The sequence below is a fragment of the Amorphus suaedae genome, from assembly GCF_053629675.1.
On the sequence record NZ_JBRJIT010000001.1, the window covers coordinates 1,598,373 to 1,623,020 of the forward strand.

The 24,648-nt window shown below is 68.7% G+C and carries 21 protein-coding genes; 11 read left to right on the forward strand and 10 right to left on the reverse strand.

Translation table 11 applies throughout. The annotated features are described in order from the left end of the window. Nucleotides 1-1,449: a peptide MFS transporter gene (locus tag AB7M35_RS07175; RefSeq protein ID WP_453958425.1), complete on the forward strand. Its 1,449-nt coding sequence runs from the start codon at nucleotides 1-3 to the stop codon at nucleotides 1,447-1,449. A gap of 27 nt (nucleotides 1,450-1,476) precedes the next feature. On the opposite strand, the gene AB7M35_RS07180 is transcribed toward AB7M35_RS07175, so the two are convergent. After that, nucleotides 1,477-2,838, reverse strand: a complete 1,362-nt coding sequence (locus AB7M35_RS07180) for a malonyl-CoA decarboxylase (RefSeq protein WP_453958426.1) — start codon at nucleotides 2,836-2,838, stop codon at nucleotides 1,477-1,479. Nucleotides 2,839-2,952: 114 nt separating this feature from the next. Then, nucleotides 2,953-5,307 carry a DUF3141 domain-containing protein gene (locus tag AB7M35_RS07185; RefSeq protein WP_453958428.1) on the reverse strand — a complete coding sequence of 785 codons (2,355 nt, stop codon included), beginning with the start codon at nucleotides 5,305-5,307 and terminating at the stop codon, nucleotides 2,953-2,955. Nucleotides 5,308-5,548: 241 nt separating this feature from the next. Between AB7M35_RS07185 and AB7M35_RS07190 the strand changes: the two genes are divergently transcribed. From AB7M35_RS07190 to AB7M35_RS07215, 6 genes are all read left to right on the forward strand, one after another. Further along, nucleotides 5,549-6,070, forward strand: coding sequence for an NUDIX domain-containing protein (locus tag AB7M35_RS07190; protein WP_453958430.1), 522 nt, complete (start codon nucleotides 5,549-5,551; stop codon nucleotides 6,068-6,070). 259 nt (nucleotides 6,071-6,329) lie between these two features. Then, a complete protein-coding gene (gene cysG / locus AB7M35_RS07195; protein ID WP_453958431.1) occupies nucleotides 6,330-7,769 on the forward strand; it encodes a siroheme synthase CysG in 1,440 nt (479 codons plus the stop codon). 11 nt (nucleotides 7,770-7,780) lie between these two features. After that, entirely contained in the window at nucleotides 7,781-8,095 is a 315-nt protein-coding gene (locus tag AB7M35_RS07200; RefSeq protein ID WP_453958433.1) for a DUF2849 domain-containing protein, read from the forward strand. Between the two features lie 35 nt (nucleotides 8,096-8,130). Beyond that, nucleotides 8,131-9,792 carry a nitrite/sulfite reductase gene (locus AB7M35_RS07205; RefSeq protein WP_453958434.1) on the forward strand — a complete coding sequence of 554 codons (1,662 nt, stop codon included), beginning with the start codon at nucleotides 8,131-8,133 and terminating at the stop codon, nucleotides 9,790-9,792. After that, nucleotides 9,767-10,507: a phosphoadenylyl-sulfate reductase gene (locus tag AB7M35_RS07210; RefSeq protein ID WP_453958436.1), complete on the forward strand. Its 741-nt coding sequence runs from the start codon at nucleotides 9,767-9,769 to the stop codon at nucleotides 10,505-10,507. The genes AB7M35_RS07205 and AB7M35_RS07210 overlap by 26 nt, the downstream gene beginning before the upstream one ends. 27 nt (nucleotides 10,508-10,534) lie before the next feature. Beyond that, nucleotides 10,535-11,056: a DUF934 domain-containing protein gene (locus AB7M35_RS07215; protein ID WP_453958438.1), complete on the forward strand. Its 522-nt coding sequence runs from the start codon at nucleotides 10,535-10,537 to the stop codon at nucleotides 11,054-11,056. 121 nt (nucleotides 11,057-11,177) lie between these two features. On the opposite strand, the gene AB7M35_RS07220 is transcribed toward AB7M35_RS07215, so the two are convergent. Continuing rightward, nucleotides 11,178-12,257: an NAD(P)-dependent alcohol dehydrogenase gene (locus AB7M35_RS07220; RefSeq protein ID WP_453958440.1), complete on the reverse strand. Its 1,080-nt coding sequence runs from the start codon at nucleotides 12,255-12,257 to the stop codon at nucleotides 11,178-11,180. Between the two features lie 219 nt (nucleotides 12,258-12,476). Here AB7M35_RS07220 and hisS point away from each other — a divergent pair, with 219 nt between their 5' ends. Genes hisS through hisG form a run of 3 tightly spaced genes read left to right on the forward strand, consistent with a single transcriptional unit; the run spans nucleotide 12,477 to nucleotide 16,134 of the window. Further along, the gene (gene hisS, locus AB7M35_RS07225; protein ID WP_453958441.1) at nucleotides 12,477-14,006 is read left to right on the forward strand and encodes a histidine--tRNA ligase; all 1,530 of its coding nucleotides are present in this window, start codon (nucleotides 12,477-12,479) and stop codon (nucleotides 14,004-14,006) included. Nucleotides 14,007-14,014: 8 nt separating this feature from the next. Next, nucleotides 14,015-15,151, forward strand: coding sequence for an ATP phosphoribosyltransferase regulatory subunit (locus AB7M35_RS07230; RefSeq protein WP_453958443.1), 1,137 nt, complete (start codon nucleotides 14,015-14,017; stop codon nucleotides 15,149-15,151). Then, entirely contained in the window at nucleotides 15,148-16,134 is a 987-nt protein-coding gene (hisG, locus tag AB7M35_RS07235) for an ATP phosphoribosyltransferase (RefSeq protein ID WP_453958445.1), read from the forward strand. The genes AB7M35_RS07230 and hisG overlap by 4 nt, the downstream gene beginning before the upstream one ends. Nucleotides 16,135-16,386: 252 nt before the next feature. Here hisG and AB7M35_RS07240 read toward each other — a convergent pair whose 3' ends face one another. Beyond that, entirely contained in the window at nucleotides 16,387-17,031 is a 645-nt protein-coding gene (locus AB7M35_RS07240) for a DNA-3-methyladenine glycosylase I (RefSeq protein ID WP_453958446.1), read from the reverse strand. Nucleotides 17,032-17,367: 336 nt separating this feature from the next. On the opposite strand from AB7M35_RS07240, the gene AB7M35_RS07245 reads away from it, so the two are divergent. Beyond that, nucleotides 17,368-18,024: a DUF2927 domain-containing protein gene (locus tag AB7M35_RS07245; protein WP_453958448.1), complete on the forward strand. Its 657-nt coding sequence runs from the start codon at nucleotides 17,368-17,370 to the stop codon at nucleotides 18,022-18,024. Nucleotides 18,025-18,052: 28 nt separating this feature from the next. Here AB7M35_RS07245 and AB7M35_RS07250 read toward each other — a convergent pair whose 3' ends face one another. From AB7M35_RS07250 to AB7M35_RS07275, 6 genes are all read right to left on the reverse strand, one after another. After that, nucleotides 18,053-19,012, reverse strand: coding sequence for an AEC family transporter (locus AB7M35_RS07250; RefSeq protein ID WP_453958450.1), 960 nt, complete (start codon nucleotides 19,010-19,012; stop codon nucleotides 18,053-18,055). Between the two features lie 92 nt (nucleotides 19,013-19,104). Further along, nucleotides 19,105-19,827, reverse strand: coding sequence for a M48 family metallopeptidase (locus AB7M35_RS07255; RefSeq protein WP_453958452.1), 723 nt, complete (start codon nucleotides 19,825-19,827; stop codon nucleotides 19,105-19,107). Between the two features lie 188 nt (nucleotides 19,828-20,015). Then, complete coding sequence (locus AB7M35_RS07260) at nucleotides 20,016-20,465, reverse strand: DUF2852 domain-containing protein (protein WP_453958453.1); 450 nt, start codon at nucleotides 20,463-20,465, stop codon at nucleotides 20,016-20,018. 208 nt (nucleotides 20,466-20,673) lie between these two features. Next, a complete protein-coding gene (locus tag AB7M35_RS07265; RefSeq protein ID WP_453958455.1) occupies nucleotides 20,674-22,314 on the reverse strand; it encodes an ABC transporter ATP-binding protein in 1,641 nt (546 codons plus the stop codon). Between the two features lie 8 nt (nucleotides 22,315-22,322). Beyond that, the gene (locus AB7M35_RS07270) at nucleotides 22,323-23,420 is read right to left on the reverse strand and encodes an ABC transporter permease (RefSeq protein WP_453960658.1); all 1,098 of its coding nucleotides are present in this window, start codon (nucleotides 23,418-23,420) and stop codon (nucleotides 22,323-22,325) included. A gap of 73 nt (nucleotides 23,421-23,493) precedes the next feature. Beyond that, nucleotides 23,494-24,648 (reverse strand): microcin C ABC transporter permease YejB, encoded by a 1,155-nt coding sequence (locus tag AB7M35_RS07275; protein ID WP_453958456.1) that lies wholly within the window; start codon nucleotides 24,646-24,648, stop codon nucleotides 23,494-23,496.

Consider the following 24,648-nt stretch of genomic DNA (forward strand, 5'->3'; position numbering starts at 1 on the left):
ATGTTCAAGGACCAGCCAAAGGCGCTTTACGTCCTGGCGCTCACCGAGCTGTGGGAGCGGTTCGGCTACTACACGCTGACGACCGTCTTCACGCTCTACCTCATCGACGTCCTGAAGATGCAGGACGCCCAGGCCTATCTCCTGTTCGGCGCGTTCACGGCCTTTGCCTACCTCATGCCCGTCATCGGCGGCGTGATCGCCGACCGCATTCTCGGCCACGGCCGCGCCATCATTCTCGGCGCCGCCATGATGTCGGCCGGCTACCTGATCCTGGCGCTGAGTTCGACGGCGACGATGTATCTCGCCCTCGGAATCCTCGTCGTCGGCAACGGTCTGTTCAAGGCGAACGTGTCCGCCCTCCTCGGACATTTCTTCGAGGATCAGGACACGCGGCGCGCGTCCGCGTTCACGATCTTCTACATGGGCATCAACATCGGCTCGCTCGCCGCCACGCTGGTGGCCGGCATCCTGGCGATCCAGTTCGGCTACTGGGTCGCCTTTGCCGCCGCCGGGTGCGGCAAGCTCCTGTCGCTGCTGACGTTTCTCTACGGGCGGCGCTATCTCGAAGATCACCACCACCCGCCCGCCCATGCGGCAGGAACGGTGCGCGAAAGCGGTCTCGTGGCGGTGGCGCTCCTCGGCCTCGTGCTGATCTCGATCTACCTAATCTCCCGGCCCTCCGAGGCCGGCATCTTCCTGGCCGTGGTGGAGAGCGCGGCGATCGCGATCTATGTCGTCATGGTGTTTCGCGAACCGGCCGAGCTGCGCAACAAGCTGATCGCCCATCTCGTGCTCGTCCTCTTCGCCGTCGCGTTCTGGGCCGTCTACCAGCAGGACGTGACCTCGGTGATGGTCTTCACCCAGCGCGACCTCGACCTCAACGTCTTCGGCTGGCAGTCGCCGCCGGAGGAGTTCGCCTCCCTCAATCCCTTCTTCATCCTGGCGCTGTCGCCGTTCCTCGCCTTCCTGTGGCCGGCGATCGAGCGGCGCGGCGTCCGCTTCGACGACGTCGTGAAGTTCGCCTTCGGCCTCGCCTTCCTGGGCGCCGCCTACTGGGTCCTCACGGCCGGCATCTTCGAGACGCCGGACGGCGCCAAGACGACGGCGTTCTGGGTGGTCCTGTTCTTCCTGCTTCTGTCGATCGGCGAACTGCTGCTGTCGCCCGTCGGGCTGGCGCTGACGACCGAGCTGGCGCCGCGCCACCTCGCCGGCTTCGCGATGGGCATCTGGCTGATGGCGACATCGGGGGCAAACTACATCGCCGGCCTGCTCGGCGGCCTCGCGTCGGTCCCAGACGGCACCACGCCCGCCGGCGAAGCGGCGATCTATTCCCACGCCTTCTTCCTCTACGGGGCGATCTGCGTCGCCGCGGCGGCCCTGCTGCTGCTCCTGCTGCCGCTGATGCGGCGGGCGATCGGCTTCACCGGGCCGGAACGCGATCCCGGCTGACGCCCCGGCCGACCGGGATCCCCGCGATCAGGTGGTTGCCAGCGCCTTCGGCTCCGGCAGGGCGCGGGCGAGCTTGGTCACCCCCGAGGCGGCCGCGATGGTGCGATCGTTCACGAAGTTCTCGTGGTTCTTCTCGATGTCGGCGAGCCTGTAGAGATAGTTGACCATGATGCCGTGGGCCGACTCCAGCCCCTTGGGCGACAGGTCGCCGGCGAAGTTCACCCGCTCGAGACGGGCTCCGTTGCCGAGGTGGAAGCGGGCGACCGGATCGAGCACGCGGTTGCGCGCGTCGCGGGCACGAGTGAGGTACCAGGCGGCCAGCTGCGGCAGCACCTTGCCGAGTTCCTCGCGGGCCGTCTCGTCGCGCCACCACGCCTCGCCGTCGAGCCGGTCCAGCGCCGGGCGCATCTCCCGGGTGATCAGCGGCGATTCATCGAGGCTGCGCTCGCGATCGAGCCACTGCGCGAAATCGGGAACCGGCGACAGGGTGACGAATGTCTTCAGCTCGCGCAGTTCGCGCTGCAGGTCCTCGACGACCTGCTTGATGAGGAAGTTGCCGAACGAGATCCCCTGCAGGCCCTTCTGGCAGTTGGAGATCGAATAGAACACGGCCGTGTTTGCGCTCTGGGGCGGGATCATCGGCCGGTCCGTCTCCAGGATTGGGTGGATGGCCGCCGGGATCTCCGTGGTGAGCGCAACCTCCACGAAGATCAGCGGATCGTCGCCCAGCCGCGGATGGAAGAAGGCGTAGAGCCGGCGGTCCGGCAGATCGATCCGGCTGCGCAGCTCGTCCCAGTCGTGGATGGCGTGGACGGCCTCGTACTTGATAATCTTTTCCAGAACCGCCGCGGACGTCTGCCAGTCGATGCGCCGCAGGATCAGGAAGCCGCGGTTGAACCACGACTGGAACAGCGTCTTGAAGTCATCGTCGAGGGTCCAGAAGTCCGGGTGGTCCTTCAGGCGGGCGAGAAGGTCCACCCGCATGGAGACGAGATCGGCGGTTCCGCCCGGCGCGAAGTTCAGCCGCCGGAACAGCTCCAGCCGCCGCGGCTCGGCGCCGCGCTGGACGGCCTTGGCATTCCGCTCGCTCGGGTCGGCCAGGAACTGCGTGGCGGCCTCTTCGAGCGCCGCGCGGTCGGCCCCGTACTTCTCCACCAGCAGCCGGAAGAACGAGGTCTTCCCCGCATAGTCGAGCGCCCGGTAGCCGTCGAGAAGGTCGCGGGCGCGCACGACGCCGGAGGCTTCGCCCGGGACCGACAGCAGCAGGTCGGCCAGCTCGCCGAGCGCGCGGCCGCTGGTGCGCCGGGGCTGACGGCGCCAGTCGACGAGCGCGCGGCCGCGGTCGCTGATGATTTGCAGCAGATCGTTCAAGACGGAAGCCTGTGTCATGGGTTCGGATGATGCGGCAAGCGCGACGGGTTCTCAACGCCCCGCCGCGCTCCAGCAACGCGGGTCGATCGATCCTCGCGGACGCACGGCCTGTGCCACGCGCGTCCGGTTCGGTCAGGCGGCCGAGACCTCGGACGTGGCAATCGACAGCGCACCGGCCAGCCGATCGATCATCGCCTCCGTCGCCGGGTTCATCTCGCTGCGCGGCCCCGCGACGGCGGCGACGATGTCGAACGCCCGGCGGCGCTCGTCCGCATCCGACAGCAGCAGCGGCAGCGTGGACACCGCCCGATCGGGCTCGAAGTCGATGATCACCGTCTGATCGTGGATCACCCGGGCCCGCTCTTCCGCCGACATGGAGGCGAACGGCTCGGTCTGCAACAGGAGCGCGTTCGACCGCTCCAGCCGCGAACGGCGGACCGACCCTCGGGCATGGGCAAGCAGGATCATCATGCGGATCACCGCTTCCGCGAACCCGCCCCGATCGATCGCGCCGAGCGCCGTCTGCACCTGGGGAAGGTCGCGGAACGAGGCCACGGGCGTCCGCCCCGCCGCCTTCTGCGCCCGCTCGCCAAGCCGGTGCATCCACGGCGCGCCGAAGATGGCGTTGAAGGTCAGCTCGTAGCTCGCGTCGCGCAGGTCGCGGTAAAGATCCCAGTTTCGCTCCACCATGTCGGCGACGGCGTGTTCCAGCACCTTGAACGGATTGTCGGCGCCGACCGGGAGCCGGTAGGCGCGCGAGAGCTCGGCGAGCGGTTCGGCCGCCGCCATCGCCGGGTTGCGGTCCGACAGCAGCCGCCGGCGGCGGCGCAGCGGATGGGCCCGGAACATCGCCTCGGCGCTGGCCGGCGTCACCATCGCCTTCACGAGCGGCCGCGCCGTGATGTCGTAGGCTTCCTCGGCGAGCGTCGACAGGCGGGCGACGGTGGCGAACTCCGCCTCGTCCTCGCGACCGTCGTCGTGGGCGGCGACGTCGGCGATGGTGCGCGACTGGAATGCGACGGTGAACCTGGCCGTCGGCCCGTCGCCCTCCTTGTCGACGATCTGCATCTCGTAGAGGCCCGGCGCCAGCGCCTCGATCATCTCGATCGTCGAGGCGATCTGCGCGTGCTCGCGGCGCGCCACCTTGCCGGAGACGAAGATGCCGAGATGGCCGACGTCCTCGTGGATCATGTAGATGATCCGCTGGCCGCGCACGCGGATCTCCTGCTCGTCGTGGTAGAGATCGGAAATCCAGTTGAGCGCCTGTTCCGGCGGGGTGATGTTGTCGCCGCGCGAGGCGAACACCACGATCGGCTGGCGGATCCTTCTCAGATCGACCGTCTCACCCGTCACGAACGACGCCTCGCCGCGCTCCAGCTTGTTACCGATGAAGAGGTTGTCGAGGATCCAGAGGATCTCCGCCTCGTTCATGAAGAAGAAGCCCGACCACCAGCGCTCGAACTCCAGGAAGCGGGCGCGCTCGGTGTCGACCTGATCGTAGAGGTCGTAATATTTCCGCCACCAGGTCTTCGCCGGATTGAGCGATTCGAAGTTGAGGACGAGGTTGGCGCCGTCGAACTTGCCGTTGCCGAGATCCGAGAGGATCAGCGCCGGCAGCGCTCCGCCCTGCAGGCCGCCCATGTAGCGCATCGGGTTCACGCCGTTGCGGCCCGACCAGTAGGATAGCGGCGCGCCGTTCATCACGAGCGGCCCGGTGAGGTCCGGGTTGGAGGCGGCCAGGAGCATGCCGGCCCAGCCGCCCTGGCAGTTGCCGATGACCACTGGCTTCGGTGCGTCGGGATGCAGGATCGCGATCTGGCGCAGGAATTCCGCCTCGGCCTGGGTCACGTCGCCCAGCGTCTGCCCCGGCTCCGGATCCGGATGGAACACCACGAAGTAGACCGGGTGGCCGTTGGCGATGGCCACGCCGACCTGGCTGTCCGGCTTGAACCCGCCGATGCCGGCGCCATGCCCGGCGCGCGGATCGATGATGACGAACGGCCGCTTCGCGGCATCGATCTCGCCGCCTTCCGGCGGCAGGATCTTCAGGAGCGAGTAGTTGACCGGTCGCGGCAGCATGCGGCCGTCGACCACCGTCTCGTGCTCGAAGTAGAGCACCGGCGGCTGGCCGGCCGCTTCGTGCGCCAGGAAGATGTTGCCGCGCTCGCGCAGCGTGTCGAGGTAGAGGAACCAGCGCTGGACCGCGTCGATCCCGTAGGCGCCCGCATCGCTCGCCGCCGTCTGCGGCAGAAGGCGCGCGCCGACGCCGGCCAGCGCCTCCTGGTTCGCCTTCGCGGTGTCGGCCAGACGCGTCGCCAGCGCCGTCCCGTGCAGCGTCAGCAGCCGGGCCATCTGGCCCTGCCAGGCGACGTAGCCGGCGGTGGAGCGCTGGACCGCGTCCAGCCGCGCATTGACCCCGAACGAATCCGCTTCGCTGTCGAACAGCGACACGGGATTGAAAATCTGATCGAGCGTTGTCGGTGACATTGCACTGCCTCGTGGATGCGCGATAGGACGGCAACCGAGTGCGCACTGTGAGACCGGGCGGCAGCGCCGGTTTCCATCATCGCATTGCACTGCAGTAAACCGAGCCCGTGACGATCCTGTGTCCGGCGTTCGCTCCGCTTGAAAGAAGGCCGGCATGATCGCTCCCCCCAATGAACGCCGTGTCACCGTCACAGGATCCACGCGGATTCATGACGGTTTCGTCAGGTTGGACATGGTGCGCGTGCGCGTCGAGCATGACGGGCATGCCCCGGTCGAGTTCGAGCGTGCGGTGCACGATCACGGGCATGCCGTCGGGGTCCTGCCGGTGGATGCGGCGCGACGGACGGCGGTGGTCGTGCGCCAGTTGCGCGTGCCGGTCCTGATGACCGACGATCCGGATCCGTTCCTGATCGAAGCGTGCGCCGGCATCATCGACCCCGAGGACCGCGACCCGGAAACGGCCTGCCGCCGCGAGGGCGAGGAGGAGCTCGGCATCCGCGTGCGCGACATGCAGAGCATCGGCCGCGTCTATCTCTGCCCGGGCACCGTGACCGAGGCGATCACGCTCTATCTCGGCAGCTATACCGAGGCCGACCGGGTGTCGGACGGCGGCGGCATCGACGAGGACGAGGACATCGACGTGATCGAGATGCCGCTGGCCGAGCTCGACCGCGCGCTGGCTGACGGCGGCCTCCGCGACGCCAAGCTGATGATGCTCGTTCAGGCCCTCAAGCTGTCGAAGCCGGAGCTCTTCGCCGACTGATCCGGTAACGCTTACCTGCCGCAGCCCGCGGCCCGCCGCCCGCCAGTCGGGAGGGCGAAAATCCTGACTGCTGGGGCGGATCGGGCGTGACCGGATTGGTTGCGCGCGGTCGGGCCGGCAACCGGATTACTTTTCTTCGCCGGCGATTTCATTTGGAATTCCATGTCCCGCAATGTCGGCGCGGGAAGCGTATCTCTGACGGCAGTGTCACCTCGGTCCATCCGTCGATGGGCTGAACCGTCCGGGAGCCGCGCGAACCATGCTCGCCGCATCCGCATCCACCGACGACCGCAAGCTCGCGGTCTTTCCGGCCTTCCACCAGGTTGCCGGCCGCCGCGTCGTGATCGCCGGCGGTGGCGACGAAGCCGCGGCGAAGGTGCGCCTGCTGTCGGAGACGAGCGCCGCCCTCGTCGTCGTCGCGCCGTCGCTGTCGCCCGCAGCCAGGGCCGCGATCGCCCGCTCGGGCGCCGAGTGGGTCGCCCGCGACTTCGCCCCCGGCGATGTCGAAGGTGCCGCTTTGGCGTTCGCCGCGTCGGGCGAGGAAGCCCATGACCGCGCCGTCGTTGCGGCGGCGCGCGCGGCCGGTGTACCGGTCAATGCGGTCGACCGCCCCGAGATCTGCGATTTCTACGTCGGCGCGCTGGTCAACCGCGCGCCCGTTGCCGTCGCCATCACGTCCACGGGCACCGGTCCGGTGCTCGCCCGCCACATCCGCGCGAAGATCGAGGCGCTGCTGCCCCAGGAGACGGGCGCGCTCGCCCGCATCGCCGAGGGACTGCGCGGCAAGATCGCGTCGGTCTTCTCAGAGGGCGTCGACCGGCGCCGCTATTGGGAGCGCTTCTTCTCCGGCCGCGTCGCCGACGCCCTGCGCACCGACGGCGAACAGGCCGCCCGGCGGGTCGCCGATGCCCTCATCGGAGCCGGCCGCACCGGCAAGGGCTTCGTGACGCTGGTTGGCGCCGGCCCCGGGGCCGAGGACCTGCTGACCCTGCGCGCCCAGCGCGTCCTCCAGGAGGCCGACGTCATCGTGCACGACCAGCTCGTGCCCGACGCCGTGGTCGCCATGGGCCGCCGCGACGCCGAGCGGGTGCCGGTCGGCAAGGCGAAGGGCGCCCATTCGGTCACCCAGGAGCGGATCAACGAGATCCTCGTGGAACGCGCGGCGCGCGGCGAGCGCGTCGTCCGGCTGAAGAGCGGCGACCCGATGATCTTCGGCCGCGCCGGCGAGGAAATCGCGGCGCTGGAGGCGGCCGGCGTCGCCTACGAGATCGTGCCGGGCATCACGGCGGCGCTTGCCGCCGCCGCCTCCGCCAAGATCCCGCTCACCCTGCGCGGCGTCTCGTCGAGCGTGGTGTTCGCCACCGGCCACGACCAGACCGGTGCCGTTCTCCCGGACTGGGCGAACCTCGCCCTCTCCGGCGCGACCGTCGCCGTCTACATGGGCCGCACCGTCGCCGGCAAGATCGCCACCCGGCTGATGGCCGCCGGCCTCTCCGGAGCGACCCCGGTCGCCGTGGTCGAGAACGCCGCGCGGTCCGACGAAACGGTGCTCGTCGGCTCGCTCGACAGCCTGCCGCGGCTCGCCCGCCGCTCCGACATCGACGGCCCGGTCTTGATCGTCATCGGCGAGGCCGTCGCCCACGCCGGCACGATCCGCGCCGACCATCTCGACGCCGTTCCCGAACTCACCGCCGCCTGAGGACATCCGCGATGAAGATCGTCACCGCCAACCGCCTCGATGACGGCATCGTCGTCTTCCTCGGCCGCAGCCTGCGCTGGGCCGACCAGATCGACGAGGTGACCGTCTTCGACGACGATGCCGCCATCGACCATGCCCTCGCCCTTGCGGCGAAGGCCGTGGAGAACCGCGAGATCGTCGAGCCCTATGCCATCGACGTCCGCTGCGAGGACGGCCGCCTCGTTCCGGTCCGGCTGCGCGAAGTGATCCGCGCCAGGGGACCCACCGTCCGTCTCGATCTCGGCAAGCAGGCCGAACGCCCCACTCAGATCGACACCGCCGCCTGAGATTTTTCCGGGCGCACAGTCGAGGACCCAGTGCCATGTACCGCTACGACGAATTCGACCATGCCTTCGTGCGCTCGCGCACCGAGCAGTTCCGCGACCAGGTCCGGCGCCGCCTTTCCGGCGAACTGACCGAGGACGAGTTCAAGCCGCTCCGCCTGATGAACGGCGTCTACCTGCAGCTGCACGCCTACATGCTGCGGGTGGCGATCCCCTACGGGACGCTGTCGGGCGGCCAGATGCGGATGCTGGCCGAGATCGCCCGCGACTACGATCGCGGCTACGGCCACTTCACCACGCGCCAGAACATCCAGTTCAACTGGCCGAAGCTCGGCGACATCCCGGCGATCCTCGACCGGCTGGCCGAGGTGGAGATGCATGCCATCCAGACGTCCGGGAACTGCATTCGCAACGTGACGGCGGATCATTTCGCCGGCGCCGCCGCGGACGAGCATGCCGATCCGCGGCCCTATGCCGAGATCATCCGGCAGTGGTCGTCGCTGCATCCGGAGTTCACGTTCCTGCCGCGCAAGTTCAAGGTCGCCGTCTCCGGCGCCGAGCGCGACCGCGCCGCGATCCGGGTCCACGACATCGGCCTGCAGATCAAGCGCGACGACGCCGGCCGTCTCGGCTTCGAGGTGTGGGTCGGCGGCGGCCAGGGCCGCACTCCGATGATCGCCAAGAAGGTCCGCGATTTCGTCGCCGAGGAGGACCTGCTCGCCTATCTCGAGGCGGTGCTGCGCACCTACAACCGCTACGGACGCCGCGACAACAAGTACAAGGCCCGCATCAAGATCCTCGTCCACGAGACCGGGATCGAGGAGCTGAGCCGCGACATCGAGGAAGAGTTCTCGGCCATCCGTGGCGGCGCGCTGACGCTGCCCCAGGATGCCGTTGACGCGATCGAGGCCTATTTCGCGCCGCCCGCCTTCGACGTGACGGTTGCCGGCGAGGAGGAGCCCGCGACCGACGATCCGCTGTTCGCGGCCTGGCGGGAGACCAACGTCCATCCGCACAAGCAGGCCGGCTACGCGTCGGTCACCATCTCCCTGAAGCCCATCGGCGGCATCCCGGGCGATGCGACGGCGGAGCAGATGGAAGCCGTGGCCGACCTCGCCGCGCGCTACTCGTTCGACGAGATCCGCGTCAGCCACGAGCAGAACCTCGTGCTGCCCCACGTGGCGAAGCGCGACCTTCCGGCCGTGCATGCCGCGCTGATCGAGATCGGGCTCGCCGAGGCCAACGCGGGCCTCGTTACCGACATCATCGCCTGCCCGGGACTGGATTACTGCGCGCTCGCCAACGCCCGGTCGATCCCGGTGTCCCAGCGCCTCTCGGAGCGCTTCGGCGATGCCGCCCGCCAGCGCGACATCGGCCCGCTCTCCATCAAGATCTCGGGCTGCATCAACGCCTGTGGTCACCACCACGTGGGCCACATCGGCATCCTCGGCGTCGATCGGAAGGGTGAGGAACTCTACCAGATCACCCTGGGTGGCGCCCCCGGCGAGGACGCGGCGATCGGCGCGATCGTCGGCCGCGGCTTCTCCGAGGACGCCGTCATCGATGCGGTGGAGACCATCGTCGACACCTACCTGGCCCTCCGGACCGGCCCGGCAGAACCGTTCCTGTCGGCCTACCGCCGGCTGGGCGACCAGCCCTTCAAGGAGGCGCTCTATGGCCCCGCCCGAAACGCTGCCTGAGCAGGCGGCAGCCTCCGCGTCGGTGCTTCGGCTGCCGACCATCGAGCGCGCCGTGCGGCTGCAGCGGTCGCTCGCCACCGTCTCGTCGGTGCTGGTCGACAAGGTCGCCGGCAAGGCCGCGGTCGTCTCATCCTTCGGCGCGGAATCGGCGGTGCTGCTGGCGCTCGCGGCCGAAGTCGACCGCTCCGTTCCGGTGGTCTTCCTTGAAACCGGAAAGCACTTTCCGGAGACGTTGCGCTACCGCGACCGGCTGATCGAGGTGCTGGGACTGACCGACGTCCGCTCGATCGAGCCGGCCGCGGAGGAGCTGTCGGCCGACGATCCAGACGGGATCCTGTGGGCGAGCGACCCCGACCGGTGCTGCGACATCCGCAAGGTGCGGCCGCTCGAACGCGCGCTTTCGGAATTCGATGCCTGGCTTACCGGCCGCAAGCGCTTCCAGGCGGCGACCCGCCAAGAGCTTGCGCCCGTCGAGTGGGACGGAGTGCACGTGAAGATCAATCCGCTCGCCGAGTGGGACCGCGACGACATCGCCGCGTTTGTCGCGGCCCGCGACCTGCCGGCCCACTCGCTGGTGGCCCAGGGGTTCCCCTCCATCGGCTGCATGCCGTGCACGGCACGGGTGGCGGAGGGTGAGGACGCCCGCTCGGGCCGCTGGCGCGGCCAGGGCAAGACCGAATGCGGCATTCACCTGCGGCCGAGCCGCGCGGCGTGACGCCGGACCTGAAGGAAGAACGATCCCATGGCCGACATCTTTCGCAACGGCGCCTTCGTGGACGACGCCTGGACCCGCCTGGAGGGCGATGCGCCGGTGCCGGACGACGGCCACGTGCTGCTGCCCGCCGCGCGCTGGCTGGCCGAGCGCGACAGCCTCGCCGCCCGCAACCACCCGCTCGGGATCGTCATCGGCGCCGGCGACCGGATCGAGGACGTCGCGGCCGACCTCGACCGCTTCGAGGTCGTGGCGGTCGACTTCCCCGCCTACACCGACGGACGCGGCTACTCGGCCGCCCGGCTTGCGCGCGACCGCTACGGCTACAAGGGCGAGCTCCGCGCCGTCGGCAACGTGCTCGCCGACCAGATCTCGCTGATGGCCCGTTGCGGCTTTGACACCTTCGCCGTCACCAAGCCGGCGGCGCGCCAGGTGGTGGCCGACGGCGGCGTGCCGGACGTGCCGGTCTACTACCAGCCGGCGACCCGCGCCGAGGCGCCCGTCCCCCACAACCGCCCCTGGCTGCGCCGCTCGCCTCCGGGCGTGGCCTGAGCGCCGAAGCGATTAGTCTCCGCCCGGACGGCTTGCACCAATCAGCGCGCGACCGCGCGCCGGCCGGTCAGGGCGCGCACGCGCAGCCGCGAGCGGAAGCTCGCCGGTGTGAGCGCAAATCCTAGTTCGGCGTGATCGCGACCTTCAGCACGCCATCGCGCTGGTGGGAAAACAGGTCGTAGGCGGCGACGATGTCATCGAGCTTGTAGCGATGGGTCACCAGCGGCTTCAGGTCGACGCGGCCCGAGCCCACCACGGCCATCAGCCGCCGCATCCGCTCCTTGCCGCCCGGGCAGAGCGAGGTGACGATCCTGTTGTCGCCGAGGCCGGCATGGAAGGCGTCGAGCGGGATGGTGAGGTCGCCCGAATAGACGCCGAGGCTGGAGAGCGTTCCGCCCGGTTTGAGCACGCGCAGGCAGTTCTCGAACGTCGCCTGGGTCCCGAGCGCCTCGATCGCCACGTCGACGCCGCGCCCGTCGGTGATCCGCATGATCTCCGCCACGGGATCCGTGGCCCGGAAGTCGACCGTGTGGTCGGCGCCCATCAGGCGGGCGATGTCGAGCCGCTCCGGCACGCTGTCGACGGCGATGATCGTCGTCGCGCCGCACAGCTTGGCGCCCGCGGTGGCGCACAGGCCGATCGGCCCCTGGGCGAACACCACCACCGTGTCGCCGATCTTGATCTTGCCGGACTCTGCCCCCGCGAACCCCGTCGACATGATGTCCGGGCACATCAGCACCTGCTCGTCGGTCAGCCCGTCCGGCACCGGCGAGAGGTTCGCCATCGCGTCGGGGACCAGCACGTACTCGGCCTGGGTGCCGTCGATGGTGTTGCCGAAGCGCCAGCCGCCGAGCGGCTTCAGCCCGTGCTTGTGGTGCTGCCCGTCCTGCGAGCAGAGGCCGTCGAGGCAGGCGTTGGAATAGCCCGACGGGCAGATCGCGCCGGCGATCACCCGCTGGCCCTCGGTGTAGCCGAGCACGCTGGAGCCGAGCTTCTCGATGATACCCACCGGCTCGTGGCCGATGGTGAGGCCCTTCGCGACGGGGTACTCGCCCTTGAGGATGTGCACGTCAGTGCCGCAGATCGTCGTCGTGGTGATGCGGATCAGGGCGTCGTTCGGTCCGATGTCCGGAATCGGCTTGTCGTCGAGCTCGATACGGCCCGGCTCCACGAACACGGCAGCTTTCATCATCGTCGCCATGGCTATCCCCTTGGATTGGTCAAAGTCGTTGACCCCAGCCTGTACCCCACGGCGACGCCCGTTCATTGATCCAGGATAAAGTGGGCGAGGCCGGCGCGGCCGAGGACGCGCCTGCGCCTTGTTCCGCACGGGCCTTTCGTCTACTCACCGGGCGGTGATCGGCGCCGCGTCCGTGCGGCGCCTGCCACTCCCGTCAGCCAACGTCAAAGCCCCAGGTCGATGAGCCGAGAGACCAAAGAGAACTTGCCGAAAGCGCGGCTGCCGCGCGGATTCGCCGATCGCACGCCGGCCGAGATCAAGGCCGCCGAGCGGATCATGGGCGTCATCCGCGATGTCTACGAGCGCTACGGCTTCGAGCCCGTCGAAACGCCGTTCATCGAGTATGCCGACGCGCTGGGCAAGTTCCTGCCCGACCAGGACCGGCCGAACGAGGGCGTCTTCGCCTTCCAGGACGACGACGAGGAGTGGCTGTCGCTCCGCTACGACCTGACCGCGCCGCTCGCCCGCCACGTGGCGGAGAACTACGAGCGGATCGTGAAGCCCTACCGCAGCTATCGCGCCGGCTGGGTGTTTCGCAACGAGAAGCCCGGCCCCGGCCGGTTCCGCCAGTTCATGCAGTTCGACGCCGACACCGTCGGCGCGCCGTCGGTCGCCGCCGACGCGGAAATCTGCATGATGGCCGCCGACACCATGGAGGCCATCGGCATTCCGCGCGGCGACTACGTGATCCGCGTCAACAACCGCAAGGTCCTCGACGGCGTGATGGAAGCCGCCGGCATCGGCGGACCGGAGAAGGCGGGCACGCGCCTCTCCGTGCTGCGCGCCATTGACAAGCTGGACAAGTTCCCGGTCGCCGACGTCCGCCTGCTGCTCGGCAAGGGCCGGATGGACGAAAGCGGCGACTTCACCAAGGGCGCCGGCCTCGACGAACCGACCATCGACAAGTTCATGGCCTTCATCGAGGCCGCGACCGGCGAGCTCGGAGACACGTTCTTCGACGACCTGGAAAAGACGACGCTCGGCGAGAGCGAAACCGGCAAGGCGGGCCTCAGGGAGCTCGCGGAGATCCAGGCGCTCGTGTCCGCTTCCGGCTATGACGCCGACCGCATCAAGATCGACCCGTCCGTCGTGCGCGGCCTGGAATACTACACCGGGCCCGTCTTCGAGGCCGAGCTGACCTTCGAGATCACCGACGATGACGGCCGCCCGATGCGCTTCGGCTCGGTCGGCGGCGGCGGCCGCTACGACGGCCTCGTCGGCCGCTTCCGCGGCGAGGACATGCCGGCCACCGGCTTCTCCGTCGGCGTCTCCCGGCTGGTCTCCGCGCTCGCGGCGCGCGAAGGCGCGACGGCCAAGCCGCTCGGCCCCGTGGTGGTGCTCGCCATGGACCGCGACCCGTCGGCGATGGCCGCCTACCAGCGCTTCGCCAAGGAGTTGCGCGACGGCCTGAAGGCGGCCGGCATCAGGCTCGGCGCCGAGGTCTATCTCGGCGGCTCGGGCATGAAAGCCCAGATGAAGTACGCCGACCGCCGCAATGCGCCCTGCGTCGTCATCCAGGGGTCATCGGAACGTGAGACCGGCACGGTCCAGATCAAGGACCTGATCGAGGGCAAGCGCATCTCCGAGGGCGTGACCGACAACAAGACGTGGCGCGAGGAGCGGTTCGCCCAGACCAGCGTCGCCGAGAGCGAGATGGTCGCGACCGTCGTCGAGGTGGTCTCGCGCTATCTGGAAACGCCGGAGAACTGAGGCCCGCCATGGCTCCCGACCGTCTGCGCACTCTGCGCGCCCTCATCGCCGATGCGGCGGACGAGATGATCGATCCGCCGATCCTGCAGCCGGCGGACGTGTTCCTCGACCTCGCCGGCGAGGACATCCGCCGCCGCCTGTTCGTCACCGCCGCCACCACCGGCGGCGAGCTGTGCCTGCGGCCGGACTTCACCATCCCCGTCTGCCTGGCGCACCGGGCGAAGGCCGCCGGCTCCGACCCCGTCACCTACGGCTACGTGGGCCCGGTCTTCCGTCAGCGGCGCACCGGCGCGGCGGAGTTCCTGCAGGCCGGCGTCGAATGGATCGGCCACACCGACGTGGAGGCGACCGACGCCAACGCGCTGGCGCTGGCACTCCGCGCCGCGTCGACCCTCGGCCTCGCCAATCCGCGCATCCGGGTCGGCGACGCCACCCTGTTCGCCTGCCTCGTCGAGGCCCTGCCGCTGTCGCCTGCCTGGCGGCGGCGCCTGGTCGCGTGGTTCGGCGAACCGGAACGGCTCGGCGGGGCGATCGCCAAGCTCGCCGGCGGACAGCCGCTAAGCATCGGCAAGGGTCCGGCCGGGCTGTCGCGCGCGCTGGCCGGCGTCGATCCCGAGGAGGCCCACAACATCGTCTCCGACATGCTCGGCGTCGCCGGCCTGACGCTCGTCGGCGGCCGCACGTCCGGCGAGATCGCCGACCGGCTGCGCGATACGGCCACTCTGCAGGCCGGCGACGGACAGGCCCAGGGCGCTGCCCGCGTGCTGGAACGCTATCTGAAGATCAGTGCCCCGCTGTCGGAGGCCGCCGCCGCGGTCGCCGCGTTCGCGAAGGCCGAGGGCATCGACCTGTCCGACGCCCTCTCCCGCTTCGAGCGCCGGGTGCGGCTGTTCGAGGAGGCCGGGGTGCCGCTTGCCGACACCACGTTCGCCGCCGACTTCGGGCGCCGGCTCGACTACTACACCGGCCTGGTGTTCGAGCTCTACGACCCGGCCCAGCCGGAGGGCGCCCAGACCATCGGCGGCGGCCGCTACGACCGGCTGCTGTCGCTGCTCGGCGCGCCGAAGCCGGTTCCGGCCGTCGGGTTCTCGGTCTGGCTGGACCGCTTCGGCATCGAGAGCGGCATCGGAGGCGACTGGTCATGAGCGACCTCATCATCGGCATCCCCTCCAAGGGCCGGCTGGAAGAAAACGTCAGCCAGTTCTTCGACCGCGCCGGCCTGCCGATCCGCCGCGCCAGCGGCTCGCGCCGCTACCGGGCTGGCGTCTCCGGCGTGGAGGGCGTGGAGATCGCGTTCCTGTCGGCCTCGGAGATCGCCCGGGAGATCGTCGCCGGCAGCGTGCACTTCGGGGTCACCGGCCTCGACCTCGTCCAGGAGACCCTCTCCGATCCCGCCGAGCGGGCCGAGGCGCTGCACCTGGTGACGCCGCTGGGCTTCGGCCACGCCGATGTCGTCGTGGCCGTGCCTTCCGTGTGGATCGACGTGGAGACGATCGACGACCTCGCCGAGGTGGTCGAGGACTTCCGCGCGCGCCGGGGCCGTCGACTGCGGGTCGCGACCAAGTTCGTGAACCTGACCCGTCGCCACTTCGCCGATGCCGGCATCGTCGACTACCGGATCGTTGAAAGCCTCGGCGCCACCGAGGGCGCGCCCGCGGCCGGGTCGGCGGAGATCATCGTCGACATCACGACGACCGGCTCGACGCTTGCCGCCAATGCGTTGAAGGTGCTCGATGGCGGGCTGATCCTGGCGTCTGAGGCGCACCTGGTGGCGGCCCGTGGGGCCGACTGGACGCCGGCCGCGCGCGCGGCGGCAGTGACGGTGCTCGACCGCATTGCCGCGGAGTTGCGGGCCCGCGAGATCCGCGAGATCCGGGCGGTCGTCGGAAACGCCGAACGGCTTTCCTCGGAAGCCGCCAACCTGTTCGGAACCGTCGCGCCTTTCGGCGCCCAGGCCGTGCCGCTGACGCTGCATTGCCCGGCGAAGGAGGCCTACCGCTGCGCCCAGTGGCTGAAGTCGCAGAGCGCCGAGACGGTCACGATCTCCCGGCTCGACGACGTGTTCGAACCCTCGAACCCTCTGCTCGAGGCATTCGACGAGGCCATGGCAGACCGTTTCGTCGACTAGCGGATGGTGCCAACCTTAAGGCCGGAACATTAAAGAGGCCGCCTGCCGGGGGGGTAAGCAGGCGGCCTCAACCACGGTGGGCGGCCGGCCGGGTGGGCACTCGAACAAGAGCCGGCCACGAACCACGGCTGATCCTATCTACGTCGCGACGCGTTCTCCGGATCACCGGAATCGTCGCGCTTCGTTCGAAGCGGCACCCCCGGATAGAACCGTCCTCGCCCATGGTCCCGGAGCGATGTCGATCGACCGTGCTCAGGCGGCAGGCCGGACGAAGACCGCCCGCTCGGCGGTGACAGCGTCGCGCAAGCAGCAGCCTTCAATGTGGTCGTTGACCATGCCGACGGCCTGCATGAACGCGTAGAGCGTGGTCGGTCCCACAAAGCTCCAGCCCCGGCGACGGAGCTCTTTCGCGAGAGCCTCGGAATGGCGCGTCTTGGTGACTTGGCGAAGGGTTTCCCAGTCGAAGCCCTCGGGCCGCTCCGACGGGTCCGGCTCGAAGCTCCAGAGGAACCCGGCCAGCGAGCCGGTTCCCTCGACCAGCTCGCAGGCGCGCCGTGCATTGTTGATCGCGGATTCAATCTTGCGGCGATGCCGCACGATCCCGGTGTCCAGCAGCAGCCGCTCCACGTCCGTCTCGGTAAACTTGGCAATCTTCTCGAAGTCGAAGTCGGCGAACGCCGACCGGAAATTCTCGCGCTTGCGCAGGATCGTCAGCCACGACAGGCCGGATTGAAAGCCTTCCAGCACGATTTTCTCGAACAGCCGGCGGTCGTCGCCGACCGGCCGACCCCATTCCTGGTCGTGATAGGCCTGATAGTCGGGAAGATTGCCCTGCCAGAAGCAGCGCAGGCAGCCATCCGTTCCCTCGATCAGACCGTCTCTGCCGTGATCGGCCATGTCATTCTCCCGATTCGTGCGTGTTTGCGGGCCATCCTAGAGCGCGATGAGGAGCGAGCGATACCGGATCTGCACCCCCGACCGGCGCCTGCGTTCGGAGGGCACCCCCGTGCGCTGGCTTCGGATCGTCCCGCCCGGACCCGTCGTGCTCTACGCGACCGGGCCGCGCATGCCCACCCGTTTGGAAACCGGCGCCGCTTGCGTCCGTCGCGGAACATCTGCGATGATTTCTCGACCAGACGTCGCTCGGGGGATCGGCCAGTGTTGGGAAGACGGCCTGCGACTGCGCACCCTGTTCGTTCGACCATCCTGGCCGCGGGGCTGTGCCTGATCGCGATGACGACGGGCTCGGCCGCCGGGTCTCCCACGCCCGAGCGCCTGCGCGACGGTTTCTTCAAGGTCGTCTTCGGCCTCGAATACGGCCGCGGCCACGGCGACTCCCAGCGCGTGAAGAAGTATGCCGACCCGATCCGCTTCCACGTGATCAATCTGGGGAAAGTCGACCGCACGGCCACCGTGAAGACCTTCGTGTCGACGCTGCCCGGCAAGGTCGGGGGCATGCGCGCGACGCTGGTGAACGACCGCCAGTCGGCCAACTTCACCATCTTCCTGGTCGACCGGCAGGATTTCGCCGAAACCGTCTCGCGAGAGCTGCGCGCCGACGCGGTCGCCATGAACGCCCGCTGCCTGGTCGGCGTGCGCACCCGCAACGGGCGGATCCTGTCGTCGACCGCAGTGATCGTCGCCGACGACCCCTACCTGTTCCACCGGTGCATGGTGGAGGAGATCCTGCAGGGGCTCGGGCCGATGAACGACAACGCGACGCTGACGGACAGCGTCTTCAACGATTCCTCGCGCCACACCGACTTCACCAGCTTCGATCTGGGGCTCATGCGCATGCTCTACCACCCGGCGATCCGCCCGGGCATGACGGGCAGCGAGGTGCATCAGCTGCTGCCCCAGGTGTTTGCGGATCTCGGCTACTACCGCTGACGCGCCGCCGGCGGGGCGGCTCCGCGCCTCAGTGGCCGAGCACGGTCAGCCAGAATCCCATCATCAGCAGCGAGGCGGCGGTGCTCAGCGTGATGACCGTCGCCGACAGGGCGTGGCCGGTGCCGATGCGGGTGGCGATCAGATAGGCGTTCACGCCTGTCGGGCACGTGGCGCCGATGGTGGCCACCGCCACGTAGAGCGGCGGCATGTGCGCTACATAACGGGCGATGAAGTAGACGATCACCGGCAGGACGACGACCTTCAGCACCGTGATCGCCGCCGCCGGCAGGATCGACCCGCGCACGCCGTAGCGCTTCAGCGCCATGCCGAGCGCCAGCAGCGCGCAGGGAATGGCGATGTCGGCCACCTTGTCGATGAGGATGCGCGGGATCCCGTCCAGCGGCAGGCCGGTGGCGTTGTAGGCGACGCCCGACAGCGTGCCGATGATGATCGGGTTCTTCAGCAGCGAGACGATGACGCGCTTGGCGACGGTGACGAGATTGAGGGCTTCGTCGTTCAGCCCGTCCCGCTGGGCGGCGATCTCGATATGGATCGCGCTCGCGGTCATCATCACCGCGAGGTGGATGGAGACCAGCATCAGGATGATGACCAGCCCCTCCTGGCCGAAGGCCTGGTTGATGACAGGGATGCCGAGAAGGACGAGATTGGAGTAACCGGCGGATATGCCCGCCACCATGCCGGCCCGCGCGTCGCGGCCGAACACCCTGCGGGTGATCAGCGTCGCCAGGAACCAGACGATCGCGACACCGGTGAAATAGGTGAGCCAGAAGGGCCACGGCGAGACGTCGGGCCAGCCGGCGGTCGCCAGCGTGCGGAACAGGAGCAGCGGCAGGCTGATGGTGAATACGAACTCGGCCAGCGCATCGCCGATGCGATCGCCGATAAGCCCGACGCCGACGACGAAGTAGCCGATCCCGATGAGGCCAAAGACAGGGAGGATGACGCCGAGCAGCGCTTGGGTGGACATGCTGCTTTTCTGCTAGCGCACAATCGCGCCGCTGCGAAGGCCCCGGGGCGGGACCCTCCCCCGCCCGAATGGCATGCGTCCGCGCCGACGGCTCAGTCGGCGCCGATCGCGAACAGCCCCGGTCCTTCCCGCCGCAGCCAGCGGCGCGCTTCCTGGGTGCGCGGCGCCAGGCGCTCCGCGAGCCGCCAAAAGCGGTCGGAATGGTTGTGTTCCACCAGGTGCGCGACCTCATGGGCGGCGACGTAGTCGAGCACGAACGGCGGCGCGAGGATCAGCCGCCAGGAGTAGGAGAGCGCCCCCTTGCGCGTGCAGGAGCCCCACTGGCTGCGGGTGTCGCGCACGCGCACCGACGTGACCTTGCGGCCGACCGTTGCCGCATGGCGGAGCGAGGCTTCCTCCAGGTCGCTGCGCGCCATCCGCTTGAGCCCGTCGGTCACCCGGCGGACCAGGTACTTCTCGTGGCCGGTGACGCAGAAGAACTTTTCGCCGCCCTCCTCCTCGATCCACACCGTGCCGCGGCGGCCCGGGGTGTGGCGGATGCGATGGTCGACGCCGCGGAGCGGAAACACCACGCCGTCGGCGAAGGCCAGCGCCGGGGCCTGGCGCGCCAGACGGTCTGCGAGCCATCCGGTGTGGCCGCGCACGAAGCGGTCGATGACCACGTCCGACATGGTCATCGGCGCGGTGACCACCGGCGCCCCGCCGGAGGGAATGCGCAGCGTCGCGCGGCGGGCGCGCGCCGACCGCTTCACCGCGACGGTGACCGCGCGGCCCTGCAGATCGAGCGCGATTCCGGTGAGGGGCTCAGCCGCCAAGGATCGTTGGTCCCTTGCCTTGAAAAGACGCTTCAGCATGTCCGATTCTCAAACCGCCGCCCACGGCCAATCCATGCCACAACGCCGGCCCCGGCGGCAAAAAAAGGGGCCGCGCGAGGCGGCCCATAAGGGGAGGTCAGGGGCTTGGAAGCCAGGGAGGAAGGGGAACGCGTCCCCTTCCGAAGTCGTCAGGCCGGGTAGGGCTGACCGCCCTGCGGCTCGTCGCGGGGAGCCGCGTCGGCGCCGTTGTGGCGGGCCGACATGAAGCGGTCGAACTCCTCCTGGTCCTTCGCGCGGCGAAGGTTGTGCAGGAAGTCGTCGAACTCGGCGCGCATGGCGTCGATCCGGCGGCGCTCCTCCTCGAGGCGCGCGAGTTCGCGGTCACGGTACTCGTCGAAGGCGACGTTGCCGGTGCGAGATCCACCCGCGAACGCGGCGTCTTTCATCTTCCGCATACTGCGCATCGAGCATCCCCGAAAATGGCCGCGCGCGTCTTCCGCAACGCGGTGAAAATTGTGACCCCACAGGATGTAGGCGAGCATCGCCAGGCCGAGCGGCCAGAAAACGATGAAGCCGAGAATCATCAGGAAGGTCGTGAGCGGCGTCCACGCCGGGCGAAGAGTGAGAGTGTTGGTCATCGTCCGTTCCATCCAATCCACCGATGCAAGGGAGGTGGGGACGCCCATCGGCCGCTTCAAGAGAAATCGGACATGGCCCGCCCGAAAGCTTGGAGGGCGGCCGGAGACCTGAACGCGGCAAGTCGAACGCGCGCGGATGCTTGCGCGTTCGTGCGCGTTCGTGCGCGATATTGCGCGTTTCTGCGCGCGGACGGTGCGCGCGGCCCCTTTACTGCGAGACGGAATCCGCTCCGATCGCCTCCAGCCGGAACGCCGCCGCCATCAGGGCCTTGGTGTAGTCGGTCTGGGGATCGTCGAAGATGCGTTCGGCCGGCCCGGCCTCGACCACCTTGCCGTCCCGCATCACGATCACGTCGTTGGCGAGGGCCCGGACGACCTTCAGGTCGTGGGAGATGAACAGGTAGGCCAGGTCGTAGCGCTGCTGCAGCGTCCGTAGCAGGTCGACCACCTGCGCCTGGACGCTCATGTCGAGGGCCGAGGTCGGCTCGTCGAGCATCAGGAACTTCGGCTCGAGCACGAGGGCCCGGGCGATGGCGATGCGCTGACGCTGGCCGCCGGAGAACTCGTGCGGATAGCGGTGCTGAGTGGACGGGTCGAGACCCACCTCCACCAGCACGTCGGCGACCTTCTGCTCGCGCTCGCGGGCGGAGAGGTCGGGGAAGTGGATCTTGAGGCCTTCCTCGATGATCGCGCCGATGGACATGCGCGGGCTCAGCGAGCCGTACGGGTCCTGGAAGACGATCTGCATGTCGCGCCTGAGCGGCCGCATCTCCTTCCAGGAGAAGGCGTCGATTTCGGAGCCCAGAAAGACGATCCGGCCCTTCGACGAGATCAGGCGCAGCAGCGCGAAGCCGAGGGTCGTCTTGCCGGACCCGGATTCGCCGACGACGCCCAGCGTCTGGCCGGAGCGCACCTCGATGTCGACCCCGTCGACGGCCTTCACGTAGCCGACGGTCCGCCGCAGCAGGCCACGTTTGATGGGGAACCAGACCTTGAGGTCGGTCGCCTCGACGATGCGCGCCGCCGAGCGGTCCGTCTTCGTCGGATCGCCCTTTGGCTCCGCCTCCATCAGGTGCCGGGTGTAGGGGTGCTGCGGCCGGTCGAGCACCTCCATGACGGGCCCCTCCTCGACCAGCTCGCCCTTGGTCATGACGGCGACGCGGTCGGCGATGCGCCGCACCGTGTTGAGGTCGTGGGTGATGAACAGCATGGCCATGCCGAGCCGCTGCTGGAGCTCCTTCAGGAGCTCCAGGATCTGCGCCGCGACCGTCACGTCGAGGGCCGTCGTCGGCTCGTCGGCGATCAGCAGCTCGGGCTCGTTGGCGAGCGCCATCGCCAGCATCACGCGCTGTCGCTGGCCGCCGGAGAGCTGGTGCGGATAGCTCTTCAGGCGGGTTTCAGGATCGGGAATGCCGACGGCGTGCAGCAGCTCCAGCGTGCGCGCGCGACCGGCGGATTCCGACATGCCCCGGTGGACCCTCAGCACCTCGCCCACCTGCCGCCCGACCTCGTGCAGCGGGTTGAGCGAGGTCATCGGCTCCTGGAACACCATGGCGATGTCGTTGCCGCGCAGCCCCCGCATCTCGCGCTCGGACGCCTTCAGGAGGTCCTGTCCGCGGAACAGGATCTCGCCGGAGGGGTGGAAGGCGGCGGGATAGGGAAGCAGCCGCACCACCGACAGCGCGGTGATCGACTTGCCGGAGCCGGATTCGCCGACGATGGCCAGCGTCTCGCCCTTCTTCACCGACAGCGAGACGCCCTTCAGCGCCTCGACCGGCGGCCCCTCCTCCTGGCGGAAGGAGACGGAGAGGTTGTCGATCCTCAGAAGCTCTTGGCTGGTGTCGGTCATCGATCCCCTCACACGAACGTCTTGCGCGGATCGAAGGCGTCGCGCACCGCCTCGCCGATGAAGATCAGCAGCGACAGCATGATCGAGATCACCAGGAAGCCGGTGATGCCGAGCCACGGCGCCTGCAGGTTGTTCTTGCCCTGCGCCAAGAGTTCGCCCAGCGACGGCGAGCCGGGCGGCAGGCCGAAGCCCAGGAAGTCGAGCGACGTCAGCGTGGTGATCGAGCCGTTCAGGATGAACGGCATGAAGGTGAGCGTCGCCACCATGGCGTTGGGCAGGAGGTGGCGCCACATGATCGTGCGGTTGCCGACGCCCAACGCCTTGGCGGCGGTCACGTACTCGAAGTTGCGCGCCCGCAGGAACTCCGCCCGCACGACGCCGACCAGCGCCACCCAGGAGAACAGGAGCAGGATGCCGAGCAGCACCCAGAAGCTCGGCGCCAGCACGGCGGAGATGATCAGCAGCAGGTAGAGGGCGGGGATCGAGGTCCAGACCTCGATGACGCGCTGGAAGATGAGGTCCGTCCAGCCGCCGAAGTAGCCCTGCACCGCGCCGGCGGTGACGCCGACGATGGAGGACAGGATCGTCAGGACCAGACCGAACAGGACGGAGATGCGGAAGCCGTAGATCAGGCGCGCCGCCACGTCGCGGCCCTGGTCGTCGGTGCCGAGCCAGTTCCAGTTCCACCTCGAGCAGTTCGGATCGGCGGCGCCCTCGGCGTAGGACTGGCAGCGCTGGTCCTTGTCGAGCATCCAGGTCGGCGGCGACGGCGCCGGCACCGGCAGCTCGTTGTTCACCGTCGAATAGGAGTAGCGGATGGGCGGCCAGATCATCCAGCCGTTGGCCTGGATCTCGTCCTGGATGAACGGATCTCGGTAGTCGGTGACCGCCAGGAAGCCGCCGAACTTCTCCTCCGGATAGTCGACGAACACCGGCGACAGCAGCTCGCCGTTGTAGGAGACGAGCAGCGGACGGTCGTTGGCCAGGAATTCGGCGAACAGCGTCAGCACGAACAGGATCAGGAAGATCCACAGCGACCAGAAGCCCCGCTTGTGGCCCCTGAAGTTGCGCCAGCGCCGCCGGTTGATCGGAGACAGGGTGATCAGCCCCTTGCCGACGGAGGGCTCGGAGGCGACCGGTGAGAGCTCCTCGTGGGACGGTTCGAGACGGGCTTCCACCTCAGACCTCCCGGCTCTCGAAATCGATGCGCGGATCGACCCACATGTAGGTGACGTCGGTGATCAGGTTCACCACGAGGCCGACGAGCGAGAAGATGTAGAGGGTCGCGAACACCACCGCGTAGTCGCGGTTGATGATGGATTCGAAGCCGAGCAGGCCCAGCCCGTCGAGCGAGAAGATGGTCTCGATCAGCAGCGCGCCGGTGAAGAAGGCCGAGATGAAGGCGCCCGGAAAACCAGCGATGATGATCAGCATGGCGTTGCGGAAGACGTGGCCATAGAGCACCTGCCGGTCGGTCAGCCCCTTCATGCGGGCCGTCATCACGTACTGCTTGCGGATCTCCTCCAGGAAGGAATTCTTGGTGAGCAGCGTGGTGGTGGCGAACGCCGACAGCGACATGGCGATGATCGGCAGCGTCAGGTGCCAGAAGTAGTCGGGCACCACCACCGTGACGCAGCGCTTCAGTTCGAAGGCGCTGCTCCAGGGCGCGCACGTGGCGCCGCGTATGCCCTCCGACAGCAATCCTCGCAGCGGGAACCAGTCCCAGAACGATCCGCCGGCGAACAGCACGATCAGCAGCACGGCGAACAGGAAGCCCGGGATGGCGTAGCCGATGATGACGACCGCCGACGTCCAGATGTCGAAGCGCGATCCGTCGCGCACCGCCTTGGAGATGCCGAGCGGGATGGAGATGCCGTAGGAGATCAGCGTCATCCACAGGCCGAGCGAGATCGACACCGGCAGCTTCTCGCCGATCAGCTTGAGGACGCCGATGTCGCGGAAATAGCTCTGGCCGAAATCGAAGCGCAGGTAGTTCCACAGCATCAGCCCGAAGCGCTCGACGGGCGGCTTGTCGAAGCCGAACTGGGCCTCCAGCTCCTTGATGAATTCCGGATCAAGGCCCTGGGCGCCCCGGTATTTCGAGGCCACGTCGCTGGAGCCGGCGCTGGACGTGCCGGGCTCCGCGCCCGAGGCGAAATCGCCACCGCCGCCGGAAATGCGGGCCGTCGCGGAAACGTCCATGCCCGAGAGCTGGGCGATCACCCGCTCGACGGGCCCTCCGGGGGCGAACTGAACGACGAGAAACGAGATCAGCATGATCCCGAACAGCGTCGGGATGATCAGCAGCAGGCGACGCAGGAGGTAGGATGCCAT

Bases quoted from the DNA above. Each gene is read 5' to 3' on its own strand.
- AB7M35_RS07205 (WP_453958434.1), top strand. From the start codon at position 8,131: ATGTACCGCTACGACGAATTCGACCATGCCTTCGTGCGCTCGCGCACC.
- hisS (WP_453958441.1), top strand. From the start codon at position 12,477: ATGAGCCGAGAGACCAAAGAGAACTTGCCGAAAGCGCGGCTGCCGCGC.
- AB7M35_RS07230 (WP_453958443.1), top strand. From the start codon at position 14,015: ATGGCTCCCGACCGTCTGCGCACTCTGCGCGCCCTCATCGCCGATGCG.
- AB7M35_RS07220 (WP_453958440.1), bottom strand. From the start codon at position 12,257: ATGGCGACGATGATGAAAGCTGCCGTGTTCGTGGAGCCGGGCCGTATC.
- AB7M35_RS07275 (WP_453958456.1), bottom strand. From the start codon at position 24,648: ATGGCATCCTACCTCCTGCGTCGCCTGCTGCTGATCATCCCGACGCTG.
- hisG (WP_453958445.1), top strand. From the start codon at position 15,148: ATGAGCGACCTCATCATCGGCATCCCCTCCAAGGGCCGGCTGGAAGAA.
- AB7M35_RS07185 (WP_453958428.1), bottom strand. From the start codon at position 5,307: ATGTCACCGACAACGCTCGATCAGATTTTCAATCCCGTGTCGCTGTTC.
- AB7M35_RS07200 (WP_453958433.1), top strand. From the start codon at position 7,781: ATGAAGATCGTCACCGCCAACCGCCTCGATGACGGCATCGTCGTCTTC.
- cysG (WP_453958431.1), top strand. From the start codon at position 6,330: ATGCTCGCCGCATCCGCATCCACCGACGACCGCAAGCTCGCGGTCTTT.
- AB7M35_RS07240 (WP_453958446.1), bottom strand. From the start codon at position 17,031: ATGGCCGATCACGGCAGAGACGGTCTGATCGAGGGAACGGATGGCTGC.
- AB7M35_RS07250 (WP_453958450.1), bottom strand. From the start codon at position 19,012: ATGTCCACCCAAGCGCTGCTCGGCGTCATCCTCCCTGTCTTTGGCCTC.
- AB7M35_RS07265 (WP_453958455.1), bottom strand. From the start codon at position 22,314: ATGACCGACACCAGCCAAGAGCTTCTGAGGATCGACAACCTCTCCGTC.
- AB7M35_RS07175 (WP_453958425.1), top strand. From the start codon at position 1: ATGTTCAAGGACCAGCCAAAGGCGCTTTACGTCCTGGCGCTCACCGAG.
- AB7M35_RS07245 (WP_453958448.1), top strand. From the start codon at position 17,368: ATGACGACGGGCTCGGCCGCCGGGTCTCCCACGCCCGAGCGCCTGCGC.
- AB7M35_RS07260 (WP_453958453.1), bottom strand. From the start codon at position 20,465: ATGACCAACACTCTCACTCTTCGCCCGGCGTGGACGCCGCTCACGACC.
- AB7M35_RS07180 (WP_453958426.1), bottom strand. From the start codon at position 2,838: ATGACACAGGCTTCCGTCTTGAACGATCTGCTGCAAATCATCAGCGAC.
- AB7M35_RS07215 (WP_453958438.1), top strand. From the start codon at position 10,535: ATGGCCGACATCTTTCGCAACGGCGCCTTCGTGGACGACGCCTGGACC.
- AB7M35_RS07210 (WP_453958436.1), top strand. From the start codon at position 9,767: ATGGCCCCGCCCGAAACGCTGCCTGAGCAGGCGGCAGCCTCCGCGTCG.